At 71.3% G+C, this 17254-nt stretch carries 12 protein-coding genes; 5 read left to right on the forward strand and 7 right to left on the reverse strand.

Annotated features, from left to right (window positions below; genetic code table 11):
- Positions 1 to 131: 131 nt before the first annotated feature.
- Both ACH4ZA_RS04930 and ACH4ZA_RS04935 read right to left on the reverse strand, forming a co-directional pair.
- Positions 132 to 911, reverse strand: a complete 780-nt coding sequence (locus tag ACH4ZA_RS04930; RefSeq protein WP_398428046.1) for a hypothetical protein — start codon at positions 909 to 911, stop codon at positions 132 to 134.
- Positions 912 to 1098: 187 nt separating this feature from the next.
- Complete coding sequence (locus tag ACH4ZA_RS04935; RefSeq protein ID WP_398428048.1) at positions 1099 to 2808, reverse strand: PucR family transcriptional regulator; 1710 nt, start codon at positions 2806 to 2808, stop codon at positions 1099 to 1101.
- A 379-nt stretch (positions 2809 to 3187) separates the two neighbouring features.
- Between ACH4ZA_RS04935 and ACH4ZA_RS04940 the strand changes: the two genes are divergently transcribed.
- The 5 genes from ACH4ZA_RS04940 (at position 3188) to ACH4ZA_RS04960 (ending at position 9964) form a co-directional block, all read left to right on the forward strand.
- Positions 3188 to 4078 carry an FAD binding domain-containing protein gene (locus tag ACH4ZA_RS04940; RefSeq protein ID WP_398428049.1) on the forward strand — a complete coding sequence of 297 codons (891 nt, stop codon included), beginning with the start codon at positions 3188 to 3190 and terminating at the stop codon, positions 4076 to 4078.
- Entirely contained in the window at positions 4078 to 4680 is a 603-nt protein-coding gene (locus ACH4ZA_RS04945; protein ID WP_398428050.1) for a (2Fe-2S)-binding protein, read from the forward strand. Before ACH4ZA_RS04940 ends, ACH4ZA_RS04945 begins: the two co-directional genes overlap by 1 nt.
- A gap of 5 nt (positions 4681 to 4685) precedes the next feature.
- On the forward strand, positions 4686 to 7070 hold the full coding sequence (locus ACH4ZA_RS04950) for a xanthine dehydrogenase family protein molybdopterin-binding subunit (RefSeq protein ID WP_398428051.1): 2385 nt from the start codon (positions 4686 to 4688) through the stop codon (positions 7068 to 7070).
- 185 nt (positions 7071 to 7255) lie between these two features.
- On the forward strand, positions 7256 to 8710 hold the full coding sequence (locus tag ACH4ZA_RS04955; protein ID WP_398428052.1) for an NCS2 family permease: 1455 nt from the start codon (positions 7256 to 7258) through the stop codon (positions 8708 to 8710).
- 63 nt (positions 8711 to 8773) lie between these two features.
- Positions 8774 to 9964, forward strand: a complete 1191-nt coding sequence (locus ACH4ZA_RS04960) for an XdhC family protein (protein ID WP_398428053.1) — start codon at positions 8774 to 8776, stop codon at positions 9962 to 9964.
- Positions 9965 to 10074: 110 nt separating this feature from the next.
- Here the strand turns inward: ACH4ZA_RS04960 and ACH4ZA_RS04965 are convergent, their stop codons facing one another.
- The 5 genes from ACH4ZA_RS04965 to katG all read right to left on the reverse strand — a co-directional run bounded on the left by ACH4ZA_RS04965 (position 10075) and on the right by katG (position 17208).
- Positions 10075 to 10515, reverse strand: a complete 441-nt coding sequence (locus ACH4ZA_RS04965; RefSeq protein ID WP_398428054.1) for an SRPBCC family protein — start codon at positions 10513 to 10515, stop codon at positions 10075 to 10077.
- A 95-nt stretch (positions 10516 to 10610) separates the two neighbouring features.
- Entirely contained in the window at positions 10611 to 11399 is a 789-nt protein-coding gene (locus tag ACH4ZA_RS04970; protein ID WP_398428055.1) for a polysaccharide deacetylase family protein, read from the reverse strand.
- A 344-nt stretch (positions 11400 to 11743) separates the two neighbouring features.
- Complete coding sequence (locus ACH4ZA_RS04975) at positions 11744 to 13165, reverse strand: family 43 glycosylhydrolase (RefSeq protein WP_398428246.1); 1422 nt, start codon at positions 13163 to 13165, stop codon at positions 11744 to 11746.
- A gap of 68 nt (positions 13166 to 13233) precedes the next feature.
- Positions 13234 to 14724, reverse strand: a complete 1491-nt coding sequence (locus ACH4ZA_RS04980; protein ID WP_398428056.1) for a family 43 glycosylhydrolase — start codon at positions 14722 to 14724, stop codon at positions 13234 to 13236.
- A 261-nt stretch (positions 14725 to 14985) separates the two neighbouring features.
- Positions 14986 to 17208 carry a catalase/peroxidase HPI gene (katG, locus tag ACH4ZA_RS04985; protein WP_319281928.1) on the reverse strand — a complete coding sequence of 741 codons (2223 nt, stop codon included), beginning with the start codon at positions 17206 to 17208 and terminating at the stop codon, positions 14986 to 14988.
- Positions 17209 to 17254: the final 46 nt, after the last annotated feature.

Below are 17254 nucleotides of genomic sequence, written 5' to 3' on the forward strand. Positions count from 1 at the left end.
TCTCCCGGTAGCCGACCTGACCTGACCTGACCTGACCTGCCCTGGCCTGCCCCGCTCCCGGACTCCGGGATCCCGGGACTCCCGGACTCCGGGACTCCCGTTTCGGTCCTGAACGGACCCCGTCAGCCGGGTCAGGCGCCGGAGGGGCTGGGCGCCGCCGGGGTCGTCGGGAGGGACAACTGGCGTGCCAGCCAGGTGGGTACGCCGCCCAGAAGGCGGAACAGGCGGCGGGCTTCCTCCCGCAGGCGGGCGGCCTCCGGCTCGGTCTCCGCGTCGGCGAGCGAAGCGAGAGCCGGGGCGGTGCCCACGAGGTAGCCCAACTCCTCGCGGATGCGCAGGGATTCGGTAAACCCGTGCCGGGCCTCCGCCAACTCGCCTTCACGCAGGGCCAGTCCGGCAAGGTGACGCCAGGTGAAGGACAGCAGCAGCGAGTCCGAGTGCGCGGCGGCAGCGGTGTGGGCGCGCCGGTACGCGGCCCTCGCGGCCTGCGGGGAGCGGGCGATGTTCTCCGCGAGCAGACCCCTGCGGAAGTCCAGCAGCGCCCGTCCGGGGGCGTCCGGCGGGATCAGCGCCGCCGCCCGTCCGAGTGCGGCCCGGGCCTCGTCCACCCGGTCGCGCACCTTGTGCACGGTCGCTGCGTAGGCAAGGTGCCCGCGTTCACAAGCGGCCGCGCCGCGCTCCTCGTCGTCGTGGGCGAGGGCCTCCGCCGTGCGCAGGGCGTCCTCGGCGTCCTGCCAGCCCTGCTCGGTGTACAGGCACCGCTCCACCATCAGGGAGGCCCGCTGGATCGCCCCCGTGGCGGTGTCGGCCGGCAGCAGAGCCGCCGCGTCCGCCCAGCAGGCGCGTGAACGCAGCCGCCACACCGCGGTCTGGACAGGATCGTCACTTGAGGTCGTTCCGGTACCAGACATGGCGGAATGCGCCACGTTGCCCTCCCCGAGCGCGCCGTCGAGCTGTGAGTGGTGGGCGCATCTCAGCACGAATGGAGGCACCGGGCCAAGGGGGCGGGTGAAAGATTTCACAAAGTCGTGGGACGTTTCCGGCCCTCCGGTTTCGCCCGGCGCCGGCCGACGGGCCGCCGCCGGCGCCGGTCGGGGCTCAGCTCATGCGCAGGGCCAGGAAGAAGTCCAGTTTGTCTTCCAGTCGCGACAGGTCACGGCCCGTCAACTGCTCGATACGCCCGACCCGGTAGCGCAGCGTGTTGACGTGCAGGTGCAGACGGGAGGCGCAGCGCGTCCACGAGCCGTCGCAGTCGAGAAACGCCTCCAGGGTCGGGATCAGCTCGGCGCGGTGCCGCCGGTCGTAGTCGCGCAGGGGGTCCAGCAGGCGGGCGGTGAACGCCCGGCGCACGTCGTCCGGGACGAACGGCAGCAGGAGCACGTGCGAGGCCAGCTCCTGATGCCCCGCGGCACAGACCCGGCCGGGACGGGCGGCGGCCACCCGCCGCGCGTGCCGGGCCTCCTCCAGGGCCCCGCGCAGCCCCTCCGCCGAGTGCACTGCCGCGCTGACCCCCAGCGTGAGCCGCCCGTCGTCGTCGAGGCCGGCCGACAGCGGCTCGCGCACGGCCGCGAGCAGCGCGTCGGCGAGGAGGCCGGTCTCGGATCCGTCGGCCTCGCCGGACAGCGCAGGCAGCGGGACCAGGGCGACGGCCTCGTCCTCCGTGTGGGCGACGGCGATGCGGTCGGAGGGATCGGGGCCGCCGGCGAGCGGGTCGACGAGGATCTCCTCGAGGAGCGACTGGGCCACCGGGCCGGCGTCCGGGCCGTTGCCGGCCCACTCGACGCGCGCCACGACCACCTGCCAGTGCGGGGCGGCCCCCAGACCCGGCAGCAGCACCGGCGCGGCCACCCGCAGGCGCGCCGCGATCTCCGCGGGGGCCGCGCCCGTCTGCACCAGCTCCAGCACCTCCTGCGCGAGCCGCCGGCGGACCGTGCGCGCCGCGTCCCGGCGCTCCCGTTCGACGGCGATCAGCTGGGTGACGCCCTGCAGCAGGTCGAGGCGCTCGTCCGCCCATTCCCCGGCGTCCGCCTCGACGACCAGCAGCCAGTCCGACAGGACGCTCTCGCGCACGTCCCGCACGTCCCGCACGTCCCGTACGACCTGGGAGGGCTGAGCGGCCTGGGGCGCGCGCCCGCCGCCGCGGACCGGGAACAGCGAGTACGTCACCGGCCCCACGTTCACCCGGTGCGGTCCGCGCCGGGTCGTGCGGACGGCCGCCAGGTGCTCCGCCGCGAGCTTCGCGCACACCTCGGCGGGCAGGCCCGGGCCCGCCGCCTTCGGACCCGCGACGAGCCGGCCCGTGGGGGACAGGACCCATGCGCGCAGGTCCAGGTCGGAGCCGAGCAGGTCCAGGACGACGTCCGGGCCGCCGCCGGCCGGGCCCGAGATCATCATCCGGCGGTGCCGGTCGACGACGGCCGCGAGGTCGCCGGCGCGCTCGCCGGACACCTGCCGCACGACATGCTCGGTGATCGTCGCGAAGGCAACCGACTCGTGCACCGCGAAAAGCGGCAGCCGGTGCCGGGCACAGGCTGCTGCCAGGTCTTCCGGGATGTCGCCGAGCTCCGCCTCGCCGGCCGCGAGAGCGGCCACGCCGGCCTGCACCAGGAGTCGCACGAACGGCTCGGCGTCCGCCGCGTCCCGGCGCCAGGCCAGACCCGTCAGCACCAGCTCGCCGCCGGAGAGATACCGGCTGGGATCCCTCAGATCGGTGGTCATGACGCCCCGCACCGAGCGGTCCAGCTCGTCCTCGCCGCCGAGGAGCCTGAGGCCCAGCGCGTCGGTGTCCAGAAGTGCGCGCAGCCGCATCTCGTCGCCGCCGTTCTCTGTCTCGAAATCTACGATGAATCCTGAAGGGTGCGGTGGGCGGCGACCCGTCCCGGCCCCGTCTTCGGGGCCCGAGGCCGCGACGTCCGTCCGTCAGCCGCATTCTTCGATCGCCAGGCTGTTTCCCACGTTTCCACAGGAAAACGAGGAGGTTACCGAGGGCCTGCGTTCATACGAATCTACAAGATGCCCGTACCGACCAGCCAACTCCTTCATGGTTTCCGTGACTGACCCGGTCGGAGCAAGGCGCTGTGTACTGGGGTCATTCCGCGAGAACAGCACATGAACGAGCCGGTCCCGCCGCACCCGATTCTGGCTCGAACCGAACGACTCACGAGACAGACGAAGAAGAGAGCCGGTCATGGACTTCCTTCGCCCCGCCAGCTGGGAGGAGGCGCTCGCCGCCAAGGCCGAGCACCCCACCGCTGTGCCGATTGCGGGTGGCACCGATGTGATGGTCGAGATCAACTTCGACCACCGGAGGCCCGAGTACCTGCTCGACCTCAACCGTGTCGGCGACCTGTACGAGTGGGAGACCGGCGAGGACAGCGTGCGGCTCGGCGCCTCGGTGCCGTACGCGAGGATCATGGAGAGCCTGCGCACCGAGCTGCCCGGCCTCGCGCTCGCCTCGCACACCGTGGCCTCACCGCAGATCCGCAACCGCGGCGGCGTCGGCGGCAACCTCGGCACCGCGTCCCCGGCCGGCGACGCCCACCCGGCACTGCTCGCGGCGGGTGCCGAGGTCGAGGCCGAGTCCGTGCGCGGCGTGCGCCGCATCCCGATCGACGCGTTCTACACCGGCGTGAAGCGCAACGCGCTCGCCCCCGACGAACTGATCCGTGCCGTCCACGTCAAGAAGGCCGACGGCCCTCAGCAGTACTCCAAGGTCGGCACCCGCAACGCCATGGTCATCGCCGTCTGCGCGTTCGGTCTCGCCCTGCACCCCGAGACCCGGACCGTGCGCACCGGCATCGGCTCCGCCGCACCGACCCCCGTGCGGGCGAAGACCGCCGAGGACTTCCTGAACGCCGCGCTCGAAGAAGGCGGTTTCTGGGACAACGGAAAAATCATCGCGACGTCCGTGGCCAAGCAGTTCGCCCAGCTGTGCGCGGCCGCCTGCAACCCCATCGACGACGTCCGGGGCACCGCGGGCTACCGCCGCCACGCGGTCGGCGTCATGGCCCGCCGGACACTCACCTGGACCTGGGAGTCGTACCGCGGCGCCCGTCGCCTCTCGGAGGGAGCCGCGTGATGCGCGTCAACTTCACGGTCAACGGACGGCCCCAGGAGGCCGACGACGTGTGGGAGGGCGAGAGCCTGCTGTACGTGCTGCGCGAGCGGCTCGGACTGCCCGGCTCGAAGAACGCCTGCGAACAGGGCGAGTGCGGCTCGTGCACCGTCCGGCTGGACGGCGTGCCCGTCTGCTCGTGCCTGGTCGCCGCCGGTCAGGTGGAAGGCCGCGACGTCGTCACCGTCGAGGGACTCGCGGACTACGCCAAGCAGCGCGCCGGACACGGTGGCTGCGCGACCGGCGGCTGCGGTACGGACGGGAAGGCCGGGACCTCGCTCGACGAGGCGAAGCACTGGGCGGCCGAGGGCCAGGACTCGCAGACCGGCGAGGGCGCCGAACTCTCCCCGATCCAGCAGGCGTTCATCGACGCCGGCGCCGTCCAGTGCGGCTTCTGCACCCCGGGCCTGCTGGTCGCCGCCGACGAGATGCTCGAACACAACCCCAACCCGACCGACGCGGACATCCGCGAGGCCCTGTCGGGCAACCTGTGCCGCTGCACGGGCTACGAGAAGATCATGGACGCGGTCCGCCTCGCGGCCGCCCGGCAGGGAGAGGCGGTCTGAGCGACATGCCCACGAACGGCGCTCCCACCAAGATCACCCAGGGCTCCCACACCAGGGGCGGCATCGGCGAGTCGACGCTCCGCCCGGACGGCGTCCTCAAGGTCACGGGCGAGTTCGCGTACTCGTCCGACATGTGGCACGAGGACATGCTCTGGGGGCAGATCCTGCGCTCGACCGTCGCGCACGCCGAGATCGTGTCCATCGACACCGGCGAGGCGCTGGCCATGGCGGGCGTCTACGCCGTCATGACCTACGACGACCTGCCGACCGACGTGCGCAACTACGGCCTGGAGATCCAGGACACCCCCGTCCTCGCCCACGGCAGGGTCCGCCACCACGGCGAGCCGGTCGCGATCGTGGCCGCCGACCACCCCGAGACCGCCCGCCGCGCGGCCGCCAAGATCAAGGTCGAGTACCGCGAGCTGCCCGTCATCACCGACGAGGCGTCCGCGACGGCGCCGGACGCGCTCCTGATCCACGCGGGCCGCGACGACCACCACAGCGCTCACGTCGCGCACCCCAACATCGTCCACCGCCAGCCCATCGTCCGCGGCGACGCCGCGGGGGCCGCCGCACGGGCCGACTTCGTCGTCCGGGGCGAGTACACCTTCGGCATGCAGGACCAGGCCTTCCTCGGCCCCGAGTCGGGACTCGCCGTGCCGGAGGAGGACGGCGGCGTCCACCTCTACATCGCCACCCAGTGGCTCCACTCCGACCTGCGCCAGATCGCCCCCGTCCTCGGCCTGCCCGAGAGCAAGGTGCGGATGACGCTGTCGGGTGTCGGCGGCGCGTTCGGCGGCCGCGAGGACCTGTCGATGCAGATCCACGCCTGCCTGCTGGCCCTGCGCACCGGAAAACCCGTCAAAATCGTTTACAACCGTTTCGAGTCCTTCTTCGGACACGTCCACCGTCATCCCGCCAGGCTCACCTACGAACACGGCGCCACCAAGGACGGCAGGCTCACCCATGTGAAGTGCCGCATCGTCCTGGACGGCGGCGCGTACGCCTCCGCGTCCCCCGCGGTCGTCGGCAACGCCGCCTCGCTGTCGATCGGCCCCTACGTCGTCGACGACGTCGACATCGAGGCCGTCGCCCTCTACACCAACAACCCGCCCTGCGGCGCCATGCGCGGCTTCGGCGCGGTCCAGGCGTGCTTCGCCTACGAGGCGCAGATGGACAAGCTCGCCGACGCGGTGGGCATGGACCGGGTGGAGTTCCGCCGGCTCAACGCCATGGAGCAGGGCACGATCATGCCCACCGGCCAGCAGGTCGACTCCCCGGCGCCGGTCGCCGAACTCCTGCGGCGCGTCAAGGCGATGCCACTGCCGCCGGAACGCCAGTGGGAGAGCAGCGAGGGCGCGGACGTACGGCAGTTGCCCGGCGGTCTGTCCAACACCACGCACGGCGAGAGCGTCGTCCGAGGAATCGGTTACGCGGTGGGCATCAAGAACGTCGGGTTCTCCGAGGGCTTCGACGACTACTCGACCGCCAGGGTCCGCATGGAGGTGATCGCCGGCGAGCCCGTCGCGACCGTCCACACGGCGATGGCGGAGGTCGGCCAGGGCGGTGTCACCGTCCACGCCCAGATCGCCCGCACCGAGCTGGGGGTCGCGCAGGTGACCATCCAGCCGGCGGACACCCGGGTGGGCAGCGCCGGCTCCACCTCGGCCTCCCGGCAGACGTACGTCACCGGCGGCGCCGTCAAGAACTCCTGCGAGCTGGTCCGGGAGAAGGTCCTGGAGATGGGGCGCCGCAGGTTCGGCTCCTACCATCCCGCCTGGGCCACCGCCGAGCTGCTCCTGGAGGGCGGCAAGGTCGTCACCGACGGCGGCGAGGCCCTCGCCGACCTGGTCGACGTGCTCGGGGACGAGGCCGTCGAGGTCGAGGCCCAGTGGCGGCACCGGCCGACCGAGCCCTTCGACCTGCGCACCGGACAGGGCTTCGGACACGTCCAGTACTCCTTCGCCGCGCACCGCGCCGTCGTCGAGGTCGACACCGAGCTCGGCCTGGTGAAGGTGATCGAGCTGGCCTGCGCCCAGGACGTCGGCAAAGCGCTGAACCCGCTTTCCGTCATCGGTCAGATCCAGGGCGGCACCGTCCAGGGACTGGGCATCGCGGTCATGGAGGAGATCGTCGTCGACCCGAAGACCGCGAAGGTCAGGAACCCTTCCTTCACGGACTATCTGATCCCCACGATTCTCGACACGCCGACCATCCCGGTCGACGTGCTCGAACTCGCCGACGACCACGCGCCGTACGGGCTGCGCGGCATCGGTGAGGCGCCCACCCTGTCGTCGACCCCGGCCGTCCTCGCGGCGATCCGGAACGCGACCGGGCTGGAGCTCAATCGCACGCCGGTCCGTCCGGAGCATCTGACCGGCACGGCGTGACAGTCCCTCCGGGCGGCGCACGGAACGTCACACCCTCCGCGCCGCCCGGAGCCGGCAGATCGTTCGCCTCGGGCCGTCCCCCGGGTCGTGCGGCCGACGCACCTTCCCAAATCCCGCAAACGCAGGTGAGCGCCGCGAGGAGCGGCGCGCGCGGGTGCCCCTTTGAACCTTGGGAGCAGGCCCACATGACCCAGTCACTCGAACCACGGACCGTCTCGGACGAGGCGAGCACGGGACCCCGCGTCCCCGCCGGACGCTCTCGGCTCGACCGGTACTTCCACATATCCCGGCGAGGATCCACGGTCGCGCGCGAAGTGCGCGGCGGCGTCACCACCTTCATGGCGATGGCGTACATCCTCCTGCTGAACCCGCTGATCCTGTCCGGCAAGGACGCGGCCGGGGGCGTCCTCGGCCAGCAGGCCCTGATCACCGCGACGGCTTTCGCAGCCGCTTTCACCACGTTGCTGATGGGCCTTTTCGGCAAGGCGCCGCTCGCGCTCGCCGCCGGACTGTCCGTCTCCGGCGTGCTGTCCTCCCAGGTGGCGCCGCAGATGACCTGGCCGCAGGCGATGGGTATGTGCGTGATGTACGGCGCTGTCATCATGCTGCTGGTCGTGACCGGCCTGCGCGAGATGATCATGAACGCCATTCCGCTGGCCCTCAAGCACGCCATCACCATGGGCATCGGCCTGTTCATCGCACTCATCGGGTTCTACAAGTCCGGCTTCGTGCACCAGGGCAAGGCCACCCCGGTGACCCTCGGACCGGCCGGCGAACTGGCGGGCTGGCCGGTGCTGTTGTTCGCCGGCACCCTGCTGCTGATCTTCATGCTCCAGGCCCGCAACGTCCCCGGCGCCATCCTCGTCGGCATCGCCGGCGGCACGGCCGTCGCCGCGATCCTCAACGCCGCCGGGGTCGTCGACCCGAAGCAGTGGGCGGCCGGCGCTCCCGAACTGCACGGCAGCGCCGTCTCGATGCCCGACTTCTCGCTCTTCGGGGACGTGGAGTTCGGCGGCTGGGGCGAGGTCGGCGCGATGACCGTCGGCATGATCGTCTTCACGCTGGTCCTCGCCGGGTTCTTCGACGCGATGGCCACCATCATCGGCGTCGGCGCCGAGGCGGGACTCGCCGACGACAAGGGCAGGATGCCGGGCCTGTCCAAGGCGCTGTTCATCGACGGGGCCGGCGGGGCGATCGGCGGAGTGACGGGCGGCTCGGGCCAGACCGTGTTCATCGAGTCGGCGACGGGCGTCGGCGAGGGCGCCCGCACGGGACTCGCGTCGGTCGTCACCGGCCTGTTCTTCGCGGCCTGCCTGTTCTTCACCCCGCTCACCGCGATCGTCCCGCAGGAGGTCGCCTCCGCAGCGCTGGTGGTCATCGGCGCGATGATGCTGATGAACGCCCGGCACGTCGACTGGGCGGACCGGGCAACCGCTGTCCCGGTGTTTCTGACCGTCGTGCTGATGCCGTTCACGTACAGCATCACCGCCGGTGTCGCCGCGGGCGTCCTCTCCTACGTCGCCATCAAGGCCGCGCAGGGCAGGGCACGCGAGATCGGCGCCTTCATGTGGGGGCTGACGGCGGTCTTCCTCGTCTACTTCTCCCTGCACCCGATCGAGAGCTGGCTGGGCGTGCACTAGGGCCGGCCGGGCCCCTCACCGGGCGCACTTTCGTCACACGACCGCAGTCAAGGAGACCGAGAGATGCTGGACATCGCCGCAGAGCTCGACCGGTGGGTCGAGCAGGGCCGCGACTTCGCCGTCGCCACCGTGGTGGCCGTCGGCGGCAGCGCGCCCCGCCAGGCAGGCGCGGCCCTCGCGGTGGACGCCGACGGCACGGCGATCGGCTCGGTCTCCGGCGGCTGCGTGGAGGGCGCGGTGTACGAGCTCTGCCGGCAGGCGCTGGAGGACGGGCAGCCGGTCCGCGAACGCTTCGGCTACAGCGACGACGACGCCTTCGCGGTGGGACTCACCTGCGGGGGAGTCATCGACGTGCTCGTCACGCCGGTGCGGGTCGGCGATCCCGTCCGCCCGGTGATCGCGGCGGGCGTCCGGGCCGCGGCCGCCGGTGAGGCGGCGGCGCTGGCGAGGATCGTGAACGGACCCGCTCACCTCGTCGGCCGCGCGCTGCTGGTGCACGCGGACGGCGGTCGCGGCGGCGACACCGCGTCCGGGCGCCGCGCCGTCGCCCACCGCGGCGGTTTCGGCGCCCACCCCGAACTCGACCGCACCGTCGCGGCCGAGGCCGCCGCTTTGCTGGACGCCGGGCGCACCGGCACGGTGGAGATCGGCGAGCAGGGCGCACGCTGCGGGGCGCCGCTCACGGTCCTCGTGGAGTCGTCGACGCCCCCGCCCCGGATGATCGTGTTCGGGGCGATCGACTTCGCGTCGGCGCTGGTGCGGGTCGGCAGGTTCCTCAACTACCACGTGACGGTCTGCGACGCCCGGCCCGTCTTCGCGACCGCGGCCCGTTTCCCCGAGGCCGACGAGATCGTCGTCGACTGGCCGCACAGGTACCTCGAGCGCACGCAGGTGGACGCGCGGACCGTCCTGTGCGTCCTCACCCACGACGCCAAGTTCGACGTACCCCTGCTCCGGCTGGCCTTGCGGCTGCCGGTCGCCTACGTCGGCGCGATGGGATCCCGGCGCACCCACCTCGACCGCAACGCCCGGCTGCGCGAAGTCGGCCTCACGGAACTGGAGTTGGCGCGGCTGCGGTCGCCCATCGGCCTCGACCTGGGGGCCCGGACGCCCGAGGAGACGGCCCTGTCGATCGCCGCGGAGATCGTCGCCCAACGGCGTGGCGGCAGCGGGCTCCCGCTCACCGGGGCGCACACCCCGATCCATCACGACGCGACGTCGCCGCCGACCGGCCGGATCGGGTCCGTGGCCTGAGCCGCGGTGCCCGGCCCGCCCGGAGGCCGGACGCCGGGCGGGTGGAGGGCCGCCCCGGCGCAGCCCGAGCCGCCCGGTGCCCGGCGGCCGTACGTCCGGCGTCCGGCGCCTCAAGGTGTGCGCAGGAGGCGGTCGGCCGCGCGTCCGAAGACCATGCCCGCCGAGGCTTTGACGAGAGGATCGAAGAGGGACGGCAGAAAGCGCAACCGCAACTCCTCCCGCCAGATCACCCGGGTCCGGCCGCCGGGGGCGGGCCGCACCTCGATCTCGGCCCAGCCGAGCACGACCCTGCCGCGCTTGTCCAGCCGGCACCGCCCCGGCCCGTCGGCGTCGGGCGGCTGCCACCCGGTCACCTCCATACGGTCGTCGAAGGCGAGCGGGCCGACACCCGAACGGGCCACGAGCACCGTGCCCTCGCGGGTCGGCGGGGGAGTGAGGACGTGTACGCGGGTGAAGGGCACCGCGTCGCCGTGCCGGGACCACTGCGTCAGACGCCGCCAGGCGTCCTGCGGGGACAGCGGGACCGTGCGTTCCAGCTGGAAGATGACCACGTGCCCGATCGTAGGGAACCCGGCCCGTTCCGCGGAGTGTCACGCACCGGTTCGCCGGTCCGTGGCGCGGGCGGGGCGGGCGGCGGTGCTCCGGGTCAGCGGTAGACCTTTCCCGGCTCGGCCTTGCCGGGCGCCAGCAGCTGAGGAACGGTCACGAAAACGAATCCCCGCCCTTTCAGCGCGTCGATGATCCCCGGCACCGCCGGTACCGTCCCGTCGTAGATGTCGTGCAGCAGGATGATGCCGTCCCGGTCGGCCTGCGCGAGCACCCGGCGCTGGATCAGCGCGGGGTCGGTGGTCGTGTAGTCCTTGGCGGTCACCGTCCACAGCACCTCGGCGAGCCCGAGCTCACGGCAGATCTCGTGCACCGTCTCGTCGGTGCGGCCCTGCGGCGGACGCATCAGGGTGGGGCGCCGGCCGGTGAGGCGCTCTATCTCGTCGTTGGGGCGCTGGAGTTCCTCGCGTATCTTCTCCGGCTCGATCCGCGTCAGGATCTTGTGGTCCCAGGTGTGGCTCGCGACCTCGTGCCCCTCGGCGGCCATGCGCCTGACGAGCTCGGGGTGTTCGTCGATGTGTCCCTTGCCCAACAGGAAGAAGGTCGCCGGGACCTGTCTCTCCTTGAGTACGTCGAGCAGCCGGGCGGAGTTCTCACTCGGTCCCGCGTCGAAGGTGAGGGCGATGCACTTCGCCACCCGGCAGTCGACGGAGCCGAAGCGGGCGGCCTGCGCGGTGACCGCGGGAACGGCCCGGACGGCGCTCGGACGGGTGGCGTCGAGGCCGCCGCAGCCCGTGAGCATGACCGTCAGGCAGGCGGCCGCCACCGCGACGGCGACGCCGCGCAACCCGGACCCGGTGTTCTTCGTCTTCCTCGTCAGTGAACGCATGCCGAGACTATACATAAAGCGTATACATGCGACGTATAGTGCCCCACCTGCGCATTGTGTACCGATCGCCGTTGGTGATGAGGGATGGATTGTGTCGTTTCGCGCGTCGTGACCGGTGCCGAAACTCTGTCCTGAACGGTGTCGAAGCTCCGCCGCAAGCGGTGTCGAAACTCCGTCGCCGGCTGTACCCGAGGCACTGTCGTAACCGGTGCGGGAACTGCTTCGCCGGACGCCGTCGGCCCCGGCCGGAAACAGCGCGGCGCCCCGACGGCGCCGCTGTCCGCGGGCTGTCGGAGCGCCGTCGTCACCTCGAGCGGAGTGTCACGGGGCGGTCGAGAGGCGTGTCACTGGGCGTAGAAGGTCGCGTCCGCCCGGTCGGTGGCCGTGCTCGGCGTCTGCACGTACAGCAGGTAGTTGTAGTGGCGGAGGTAGCGGCCGGCGTTGCTGGACGACTCGTAGCTGACGCCCGCCGGGTCGGCGAGCCCGGACCGGCGGAGGAAGCTGGCGTCGGAGGCGAAGGCCGACGTGCCGTCGTTCTTCTCCAGCCACACCTCGGAGTTCTTGTTCCGCAGGTAGTAGCCGGGGAAGTTCGCGGCCTCCAGCGAGACCGTGCCGGTTCCGGCCAGCCCGGTCACCACCCGGAACTGCGAGTCGGCGAGCGGGCTGACGTTCGCCTCGATGCGGGCGCGGTACTCCCAGTGGCGGATGAACCGGTCGGCGTAGTTGTACGAGGAGAAGCGCTGCGGGGTGACCCCGTCGGCCACCGGGATGCCGAAGTCGGGCGTGCCGTCGGCCTTCCAGTACAGCTTCTGCACCCGGGTGCGGCGGTTGGGGTCGTTCAGGGGGTCGCCGGAGATGTCCTTGTAGCTGCGGTCGTGGTAGACGAGGATGTCGGACCTGCCGTCCTCGGAGACGGTGAACGAGTTGTGGCCCGGGCCGTACTGCGAGGTCGCGGCGTTGGTGGTGAAGACGGGCTGCGAACCCTTGCTCCAGGACGCCGGGTTCGTGAGGTCGGCGGTCGCCGAGGCGGTCAGCATGCCGAGGCAGTAGTTGGCGTCGGTGGCGCTCGCCGAGTAGGTCATGAAGACCTTGCCGCCGTGCTGGATGAGCGCCGGACCCTCGTTGACCTTGAAGCCGATCGTCTCCCAGGACAGCGTCGGCTGTGAGATCTCCGCCGGCGTGCCGGTGATCGTCCAGGGGTTGGCCATCTTCGCGATGAACAGGCTGGTGTTGTTGTTCTCGGCCGGGTTGCGCTGCGCCCAGGCGAGATAGCGGACGCCGTTCACGACGAAGGTCGTCGCGTCGAGCGAGAAGCTCTCCCATGTGGTCTTGATCTGGCCCTTCTCGGTCCAGGTCGCGGTGAGCGGGTTGGCGCCGGCGCCTTCCAGGACGTACATCCGGATCGCCCACACGTCGGAGGTCGACCCGGCTGCGAAGTACACGTACCACTTGCCGCCGATGAAGTGGATCTCCGGCGCCCAGATGTGCGCACCCATGACCCCGCTGGCGTGCTTGGTCCAGATGGTGACCTCCGGGGCCGTCGACAGGCCCTGGAGGGTCGTCGCCCGGCGCAGCACGATGCGGTCGTACTCGGGGACCGTCGCGGTGAAGTAGTAGTAGCCGTCGGTGTGCTTGAAGATGTGCGGGTCGGCACGCTTCTCGGCGATCGGGTTGGTGTACGTCACGGCGGGGGAGTCGGGCGCGGCGGCCTGGGCCGGCGCGCCGAGGCCGGTGAAGGCGGCCGCGAGGGCGACGAGGACGGCCATGAGCAGCCGAACGGCGTTGCGTCTCAAGGGGGTTCTCCAAATGGGGGGATGGCTGGGGCGGGCGGAGGTCAGGTGGTCGGCACGAGGCGCCATTGCTGGCAGTTGTTGTTCAGCCAGGTCCACTGCCGTACGTCGGCGCCGTTCGTGGTCTGGCAGTTCGCGACGTCGGCGACCTTGCCGCTGTTCTCGTTGACGATCCGGACGTAGTCGCCGGTCGCGGTGAAGACGAGCCGGAAACGCTGGCACTTGTTGTTGAGCCAGGACCACTGGCGCAGGTCCGCTCCGTCGGCGGCGGAGCAGTCGGCGGTGTCCATCACCCCGCCGCCGGCGACGTTGACCAGCCGGCTGGTGTCGTCGCCCTGGTCCTCGACGCGCCACTTCTGGTTGGCCCCGCCGTTGCAGGTCCACTGGAGGATGTTCGTGCCGTTGGCGGCGGAACCGCCGTCGAGGTCGAGGCACTTGCCGCTGTTGCGGTTGACGAGGGTGTACGCGGTCGGCGTTGTCGCCGTCTCGCCGGACGGGCCGGGAAGCGACGTGCCGAGCGGGACCGGCGTGCCGAAGTTCGGCGTGCCGTCGGCATTCCAGGTGAACTTCTGGGCGCGGGTCGTCCGGCCGTTTCCGCAGCCGCCGCCGGAGGTGCTGTTGGCGTGGTACACGATCCAGTTCTCCGTGCCGTCCGGCGAGCTGAAGAAACCGTTGTGTCCGGGCCCGTACACGCCGTTCGCATCGCTGCGCTGGAACACCGGGGTCTGTTTCTTCGTCCAGGACGCAGGATTGAGCGGGTCGGAGCCGGTCAGCTCCAGCAGACCCAGCTTGTAGTCCGGGGTCTGGCAGTAACTCGCGGAAAACGTCAGAAACGTTCGGCCGTCGTGGTACAGCGGTTCGGGCCCCTCGTTGACCGGCATGCCCGAGGTCTCCCAGCTCAGTGTCGGGCTGGAAATGACGGTGAACGTGTTGCTGGACAGGGTGTACGGGTTGCTCATCGGCGCGATGACAAGGCTCTGCCTGCCGCCGTTCACAAAACCGCTGCCCACGAGAAACAGCTTTCCGTCCGCCTGCAGCACGCTCGCGTCGATCAGCCAGCCGCCCGGGGTGAGGTTGGAGCCGGTGAGCGAGCCCTTGTAGGTGTAGGGGCCCAGCGGGTCGGCGCCGGCGCTCTCCAGCACATGGGTGCGCTGCGAGTCGCAGCAGGCGACGCCGCCCTGTCCGGCCGAGTAGTACAGGTACCAGTGGCCGTTGAACTGGTGGAGTTCGGGCGCCCAGATGTTGGTGTTGCGGGTCGGGGTGGTGTCCGACCACACCTGCACGGTGGGCGCGGTGGCAAGGCCGGCGAGCGTCGGCGACTTGCGGATGCCGAGGACGCCCGTGAAAGTCGTCGTGACCAGGTAGTAGTCGCCGTCGTGGTACTCCAGCCAGGGGTCGGCGCCCTTGGCCGTCTTCAGCGGGTTGGCGTACGGGCGGCCGTCGGCCGCGGACACCGGCTGGGTCGCCGCCACCAGGGCGACGAGGAGTGCCAGCACGCAGACGAGCAGGGGTGCGCGGCGATACATCCGAGGCATACGGGACCGTCCCTTGTCCATGAAGCAGCCTGTTCGTCATATCGAACTAAGTTCGTAACTTCGGCCAGAACATAAGGGTCGTGTATGTCCGCGTCAATGGTTTCTGCAGCCCCGCCGTCCTCGTGGGCAACTCGGTGCACCGGAGCGACACCTGTCACGGCGCCGCCGGTTCGCGGCGGAACGGGCCAGGGCGTCCGGCCCGGCCCCTGAGGGCCGGGCCGGACGCCCTGGTGGTGCTGTGCTGCCGGAGAGCCGGGTCCGTCAGACCAGGTCGAACCGGTCGAGGTCGCTGACCTTGGCCCACGCCGCGACGAAGTCCGTCACGAACTTCTCCTTCGCGTCGTCGCTCGCGTAGACCTCGGCGACCGCGCGCAGCTCGGAGTTCGAGCCGAAGACCAGGTCGGCGCGGGTGCCGGTCCACTTCACCTCGCCGGTGGCCGCGTCGCGGCCCTCGAAGAGGGACTGGTCCGAGGACGTCGACGACCAGGTCGTGCCCAGGTCGAGCAGGTTGACGAAGAAGTCGTTCGTCAGCGTGCCGGGGGCGTCGGTGAGGACGCCGTGCGAGGACTGCCCGTGGTTCGCGCCCAGGACGCGCAGGCCGCCGATGAGGACCGTCAGCTCCGGAGCGCTCAGGTTGAGCAGGTTCGCGCGGTCGAGGAGCAGGTACTCGGCCGGCAGGCGGTTGCCCTTGCCGAGGTAGTTGCGGAACCCGTCGGCGGTCGGCTCGAGCGCGGCGAACGACTCGACGTCCGTCTGCTCCTGCGAGGCGTCCACCCGGCCCGGCGTGAACGGGACCTGCACATCGTGTCCGGCGTCCTTGGCGGCCTTCTCCACCGCGGCGGCGCCGCCGAGGACGATCAAGTCGGCCAGCGAGACCTTCTTCGCGCCGGAGTTGAACTCCGCCTGCACGCCCTCGAGGACGCGCAGCACCTGCGCCAGCTCGTCGGGCTCGTTGACCTCCCAGCCGCGCTGCGGCTCGAGACGGATGCGCGCACCGTTGGCGCCGCCGCGCTTGTCGCTGCCGCGGAAGGTGGAGGCGGAGGCCCACGCGGTGGACACGAGCTGCGAGACGGTCAGGCCCGAGGCGAGGAGGCGGGCCTTGAGAGCCGCGATGTCCCCGGCGTCGATGACCTCGCCGTCGGCGGCCGGCAGCGGGTCCTGCCACAGCAGGGTCTCCGCCGGGACCTCCGGGCCGAGGTAGAGGGACTTCGGGCCCAGGTCGCGGTGGGTGAGCTTGTACCAGGCGCGGGCGAAGGCGTCCGCGAACTGGTCGGGGTTCTCGTGGAAGCGGCGCGAGATCGGCCCGTAGATCGGGTCGAAGCGCAGCGACAGGTCGGTCGTCAGCATGGTCGGGGCGTGCCGCTTCGACGCGTCGTGCGCGTCCGGGATGGTGCCGGCGCCCGCGCCGTCCTTGGCCACCCACTGCTTCGCGCCGGCCGGGCTCTCCGTCAGCTCCCACTCGAAGCCGAACAGGTTGTCGAAGAAGCCGTTGCCCCACTGCGTCGGCGTGGCGGTCCAGGTGACCTCGAGGCCGCTGGTGATGGTGTCGCCGCCCTTGCCGGTGCCGTAGCTGCTCTTCCAGCCGAGGCCCTGCTCGGCCAGCGGGGCGGCCTCGGGGTCGGCGCCGACGTTGTCCGCCGGGCCCGCGCCGTGGGTCTTGCCGAAGGTGTGACCGCCCGCGATCAGGGCGACCGTCTCCTCGTCGTTCATCGCCATCCGGCGGAACGTCTCACGGATGTCGCGGGCCGCGGCCAGCGGGTCCGGGTTGCCGTTCGGGCCCTCGGGGTTGACGTAGATGAGGCCCATCTGGACGGCGCCGAGCGGGTTCTCCAGCTCGCGGTCGCCGGTGTAGCGCTGGTCGTCGAGCCAGGTGGTCTCGGGGCCCCAGTAGACGTCCTCCTCCGCCTCCCAGACGTCCTCGCGGCCGCCGGCGAAGCCGAACGTCGCGAAGCCCATCTGCTCGAGCGCGACGTTGCCGGTGAGGATCATCAGGTCGGCCCAGGAGATGGACTGGCCGTACTTCTTCTTGACCGGCCACAGCAGACGGCGGGCCTTGTCCAGGTTGGCGTTGTCCGGCCAGCTGTTGAGCGGGGCGAACCGCTGCTGACCGGCGCCGGCGCCGCCGCGGCCGTCACTGATGCGGTAGGTGCCCGCGCTGTGCCAGGCCATGCGGATCATGAGCGGGCCGTAGTTGCCGAAGTCGGCCGGCCACCAGTCCTGCGAGGTGGTGAGCACCTCGGCGATGTCCGCCTTCACGGCGGCCAGGTCGAGCGCCTTGAACGCCTCGGCGTAGTCGAAGCCCTCGCCGAGCGGGTTCGCCACGGCGGGGTTCTTCGCGAGGATCCGCACATTGAGCCGCTCCGGCCACCACTGGCGGTTGCCGCCGCCCTGGGTCGGGTGCGCGGCACGGCCGTGCGCGACCGGGCAGCCGCCTGCCTCCGCCGCCTTCGAGTCGGTCACGATCGCGTCATGGTTCTCGGTCATGGGGGAATCCTTCTGGGCTGGTCGGATCACATGCTCAGGCACCGCA

Source organism: Streptomyces sp. NPDC020597 (assembly GCF_044335095.1).
Classification (GTDB): Bacteria; Actinomycetota; Actinomycetes; order Streptomycetales; family Streptomycetaceae; genus Streptomyces.

Bases quoted from the DNA above. Each gene is read 5' to 3' on its own strand.
- ACH4ZA_RS04955 (WP_398428052.1), top strand. From the start codon at position 7,256: ATGACCCAGTCACTCGAACCACGGACCGTCTCGGACGAGGCGAGCACG.
- ACH4ZA_RS04970 (WP_398428055.1), bottom strand. From the start codon at position 11,399: ATGCGTTCACTGACGAGGAAGACGAAGAACACCGGGTCCGGGTTGCGC.
- ACH4ZA_RS04960 (WP_398428053.1), top strand. From the start codon at position 8,774: ATGCTGGACATCGCCGCAGAGCTCGACCGGTGGGTCGAGCAGGGCCGC.
- ACH4ZA_RS04975 (WP_398428246.1), bottom strand. From the start codon at position 13,165: ATGGCCGTCCTCGTCGCCCTCGCGGCCGCCTTCACCGGCCTCGGCGCG.
- ACH4ZA_RS04950 (WP_398428051.1), top strand. From the start codon at position 4,686: ATGCCCACGAACGGCGCTCCCACCAAGATCACCCAGGGCTCCCACACC.
- katG (WP_319281928.1), bottom strand. From the start codon at position 17,208: ATGACCGAGAACCATGACGCGATCGTGACCGACTCGAAGGCGGCGGAG.
- ACH4ZA_RS04940 (WP_398428049.1), top strand. From the start codon at position 3,188: ATGGACTTCCTTCGCCCCGCCAGCTGGGAGGAGGCGCTCGCCGCCAAG.
- ACH4ZA_RS04930 (WP_398428046.1), bottom strand. From the start codon at position 911: ATGTCTGGTACCGGAACGACCTCAAGTGACGATCCTGTCCAGACCGCG.
- ACH4ZA_RS04935 (WP_398428048.1), bottom strand. From the start codon at position 2,808: ATGCGGCTGCGCGCACTTCTGGACACCGACGCGCTGGGCCTCAGGCTC.
- ACH4ZA_RS04980 (WP_398428056.1), bottom strand. From the start codon at position 14,724: ATGCCTCGGATGTATCGCCGCGCACCCCTGCTCGTCTGCGTGCTGGCA.
- ACH4ZA_RS04945 (WP_398428050.1), top strand. From the start codon at position 4,078: ATGCGCGTCAACTTCACGGTCAACGGACGGCCCCAGGAGGCCGACGAC.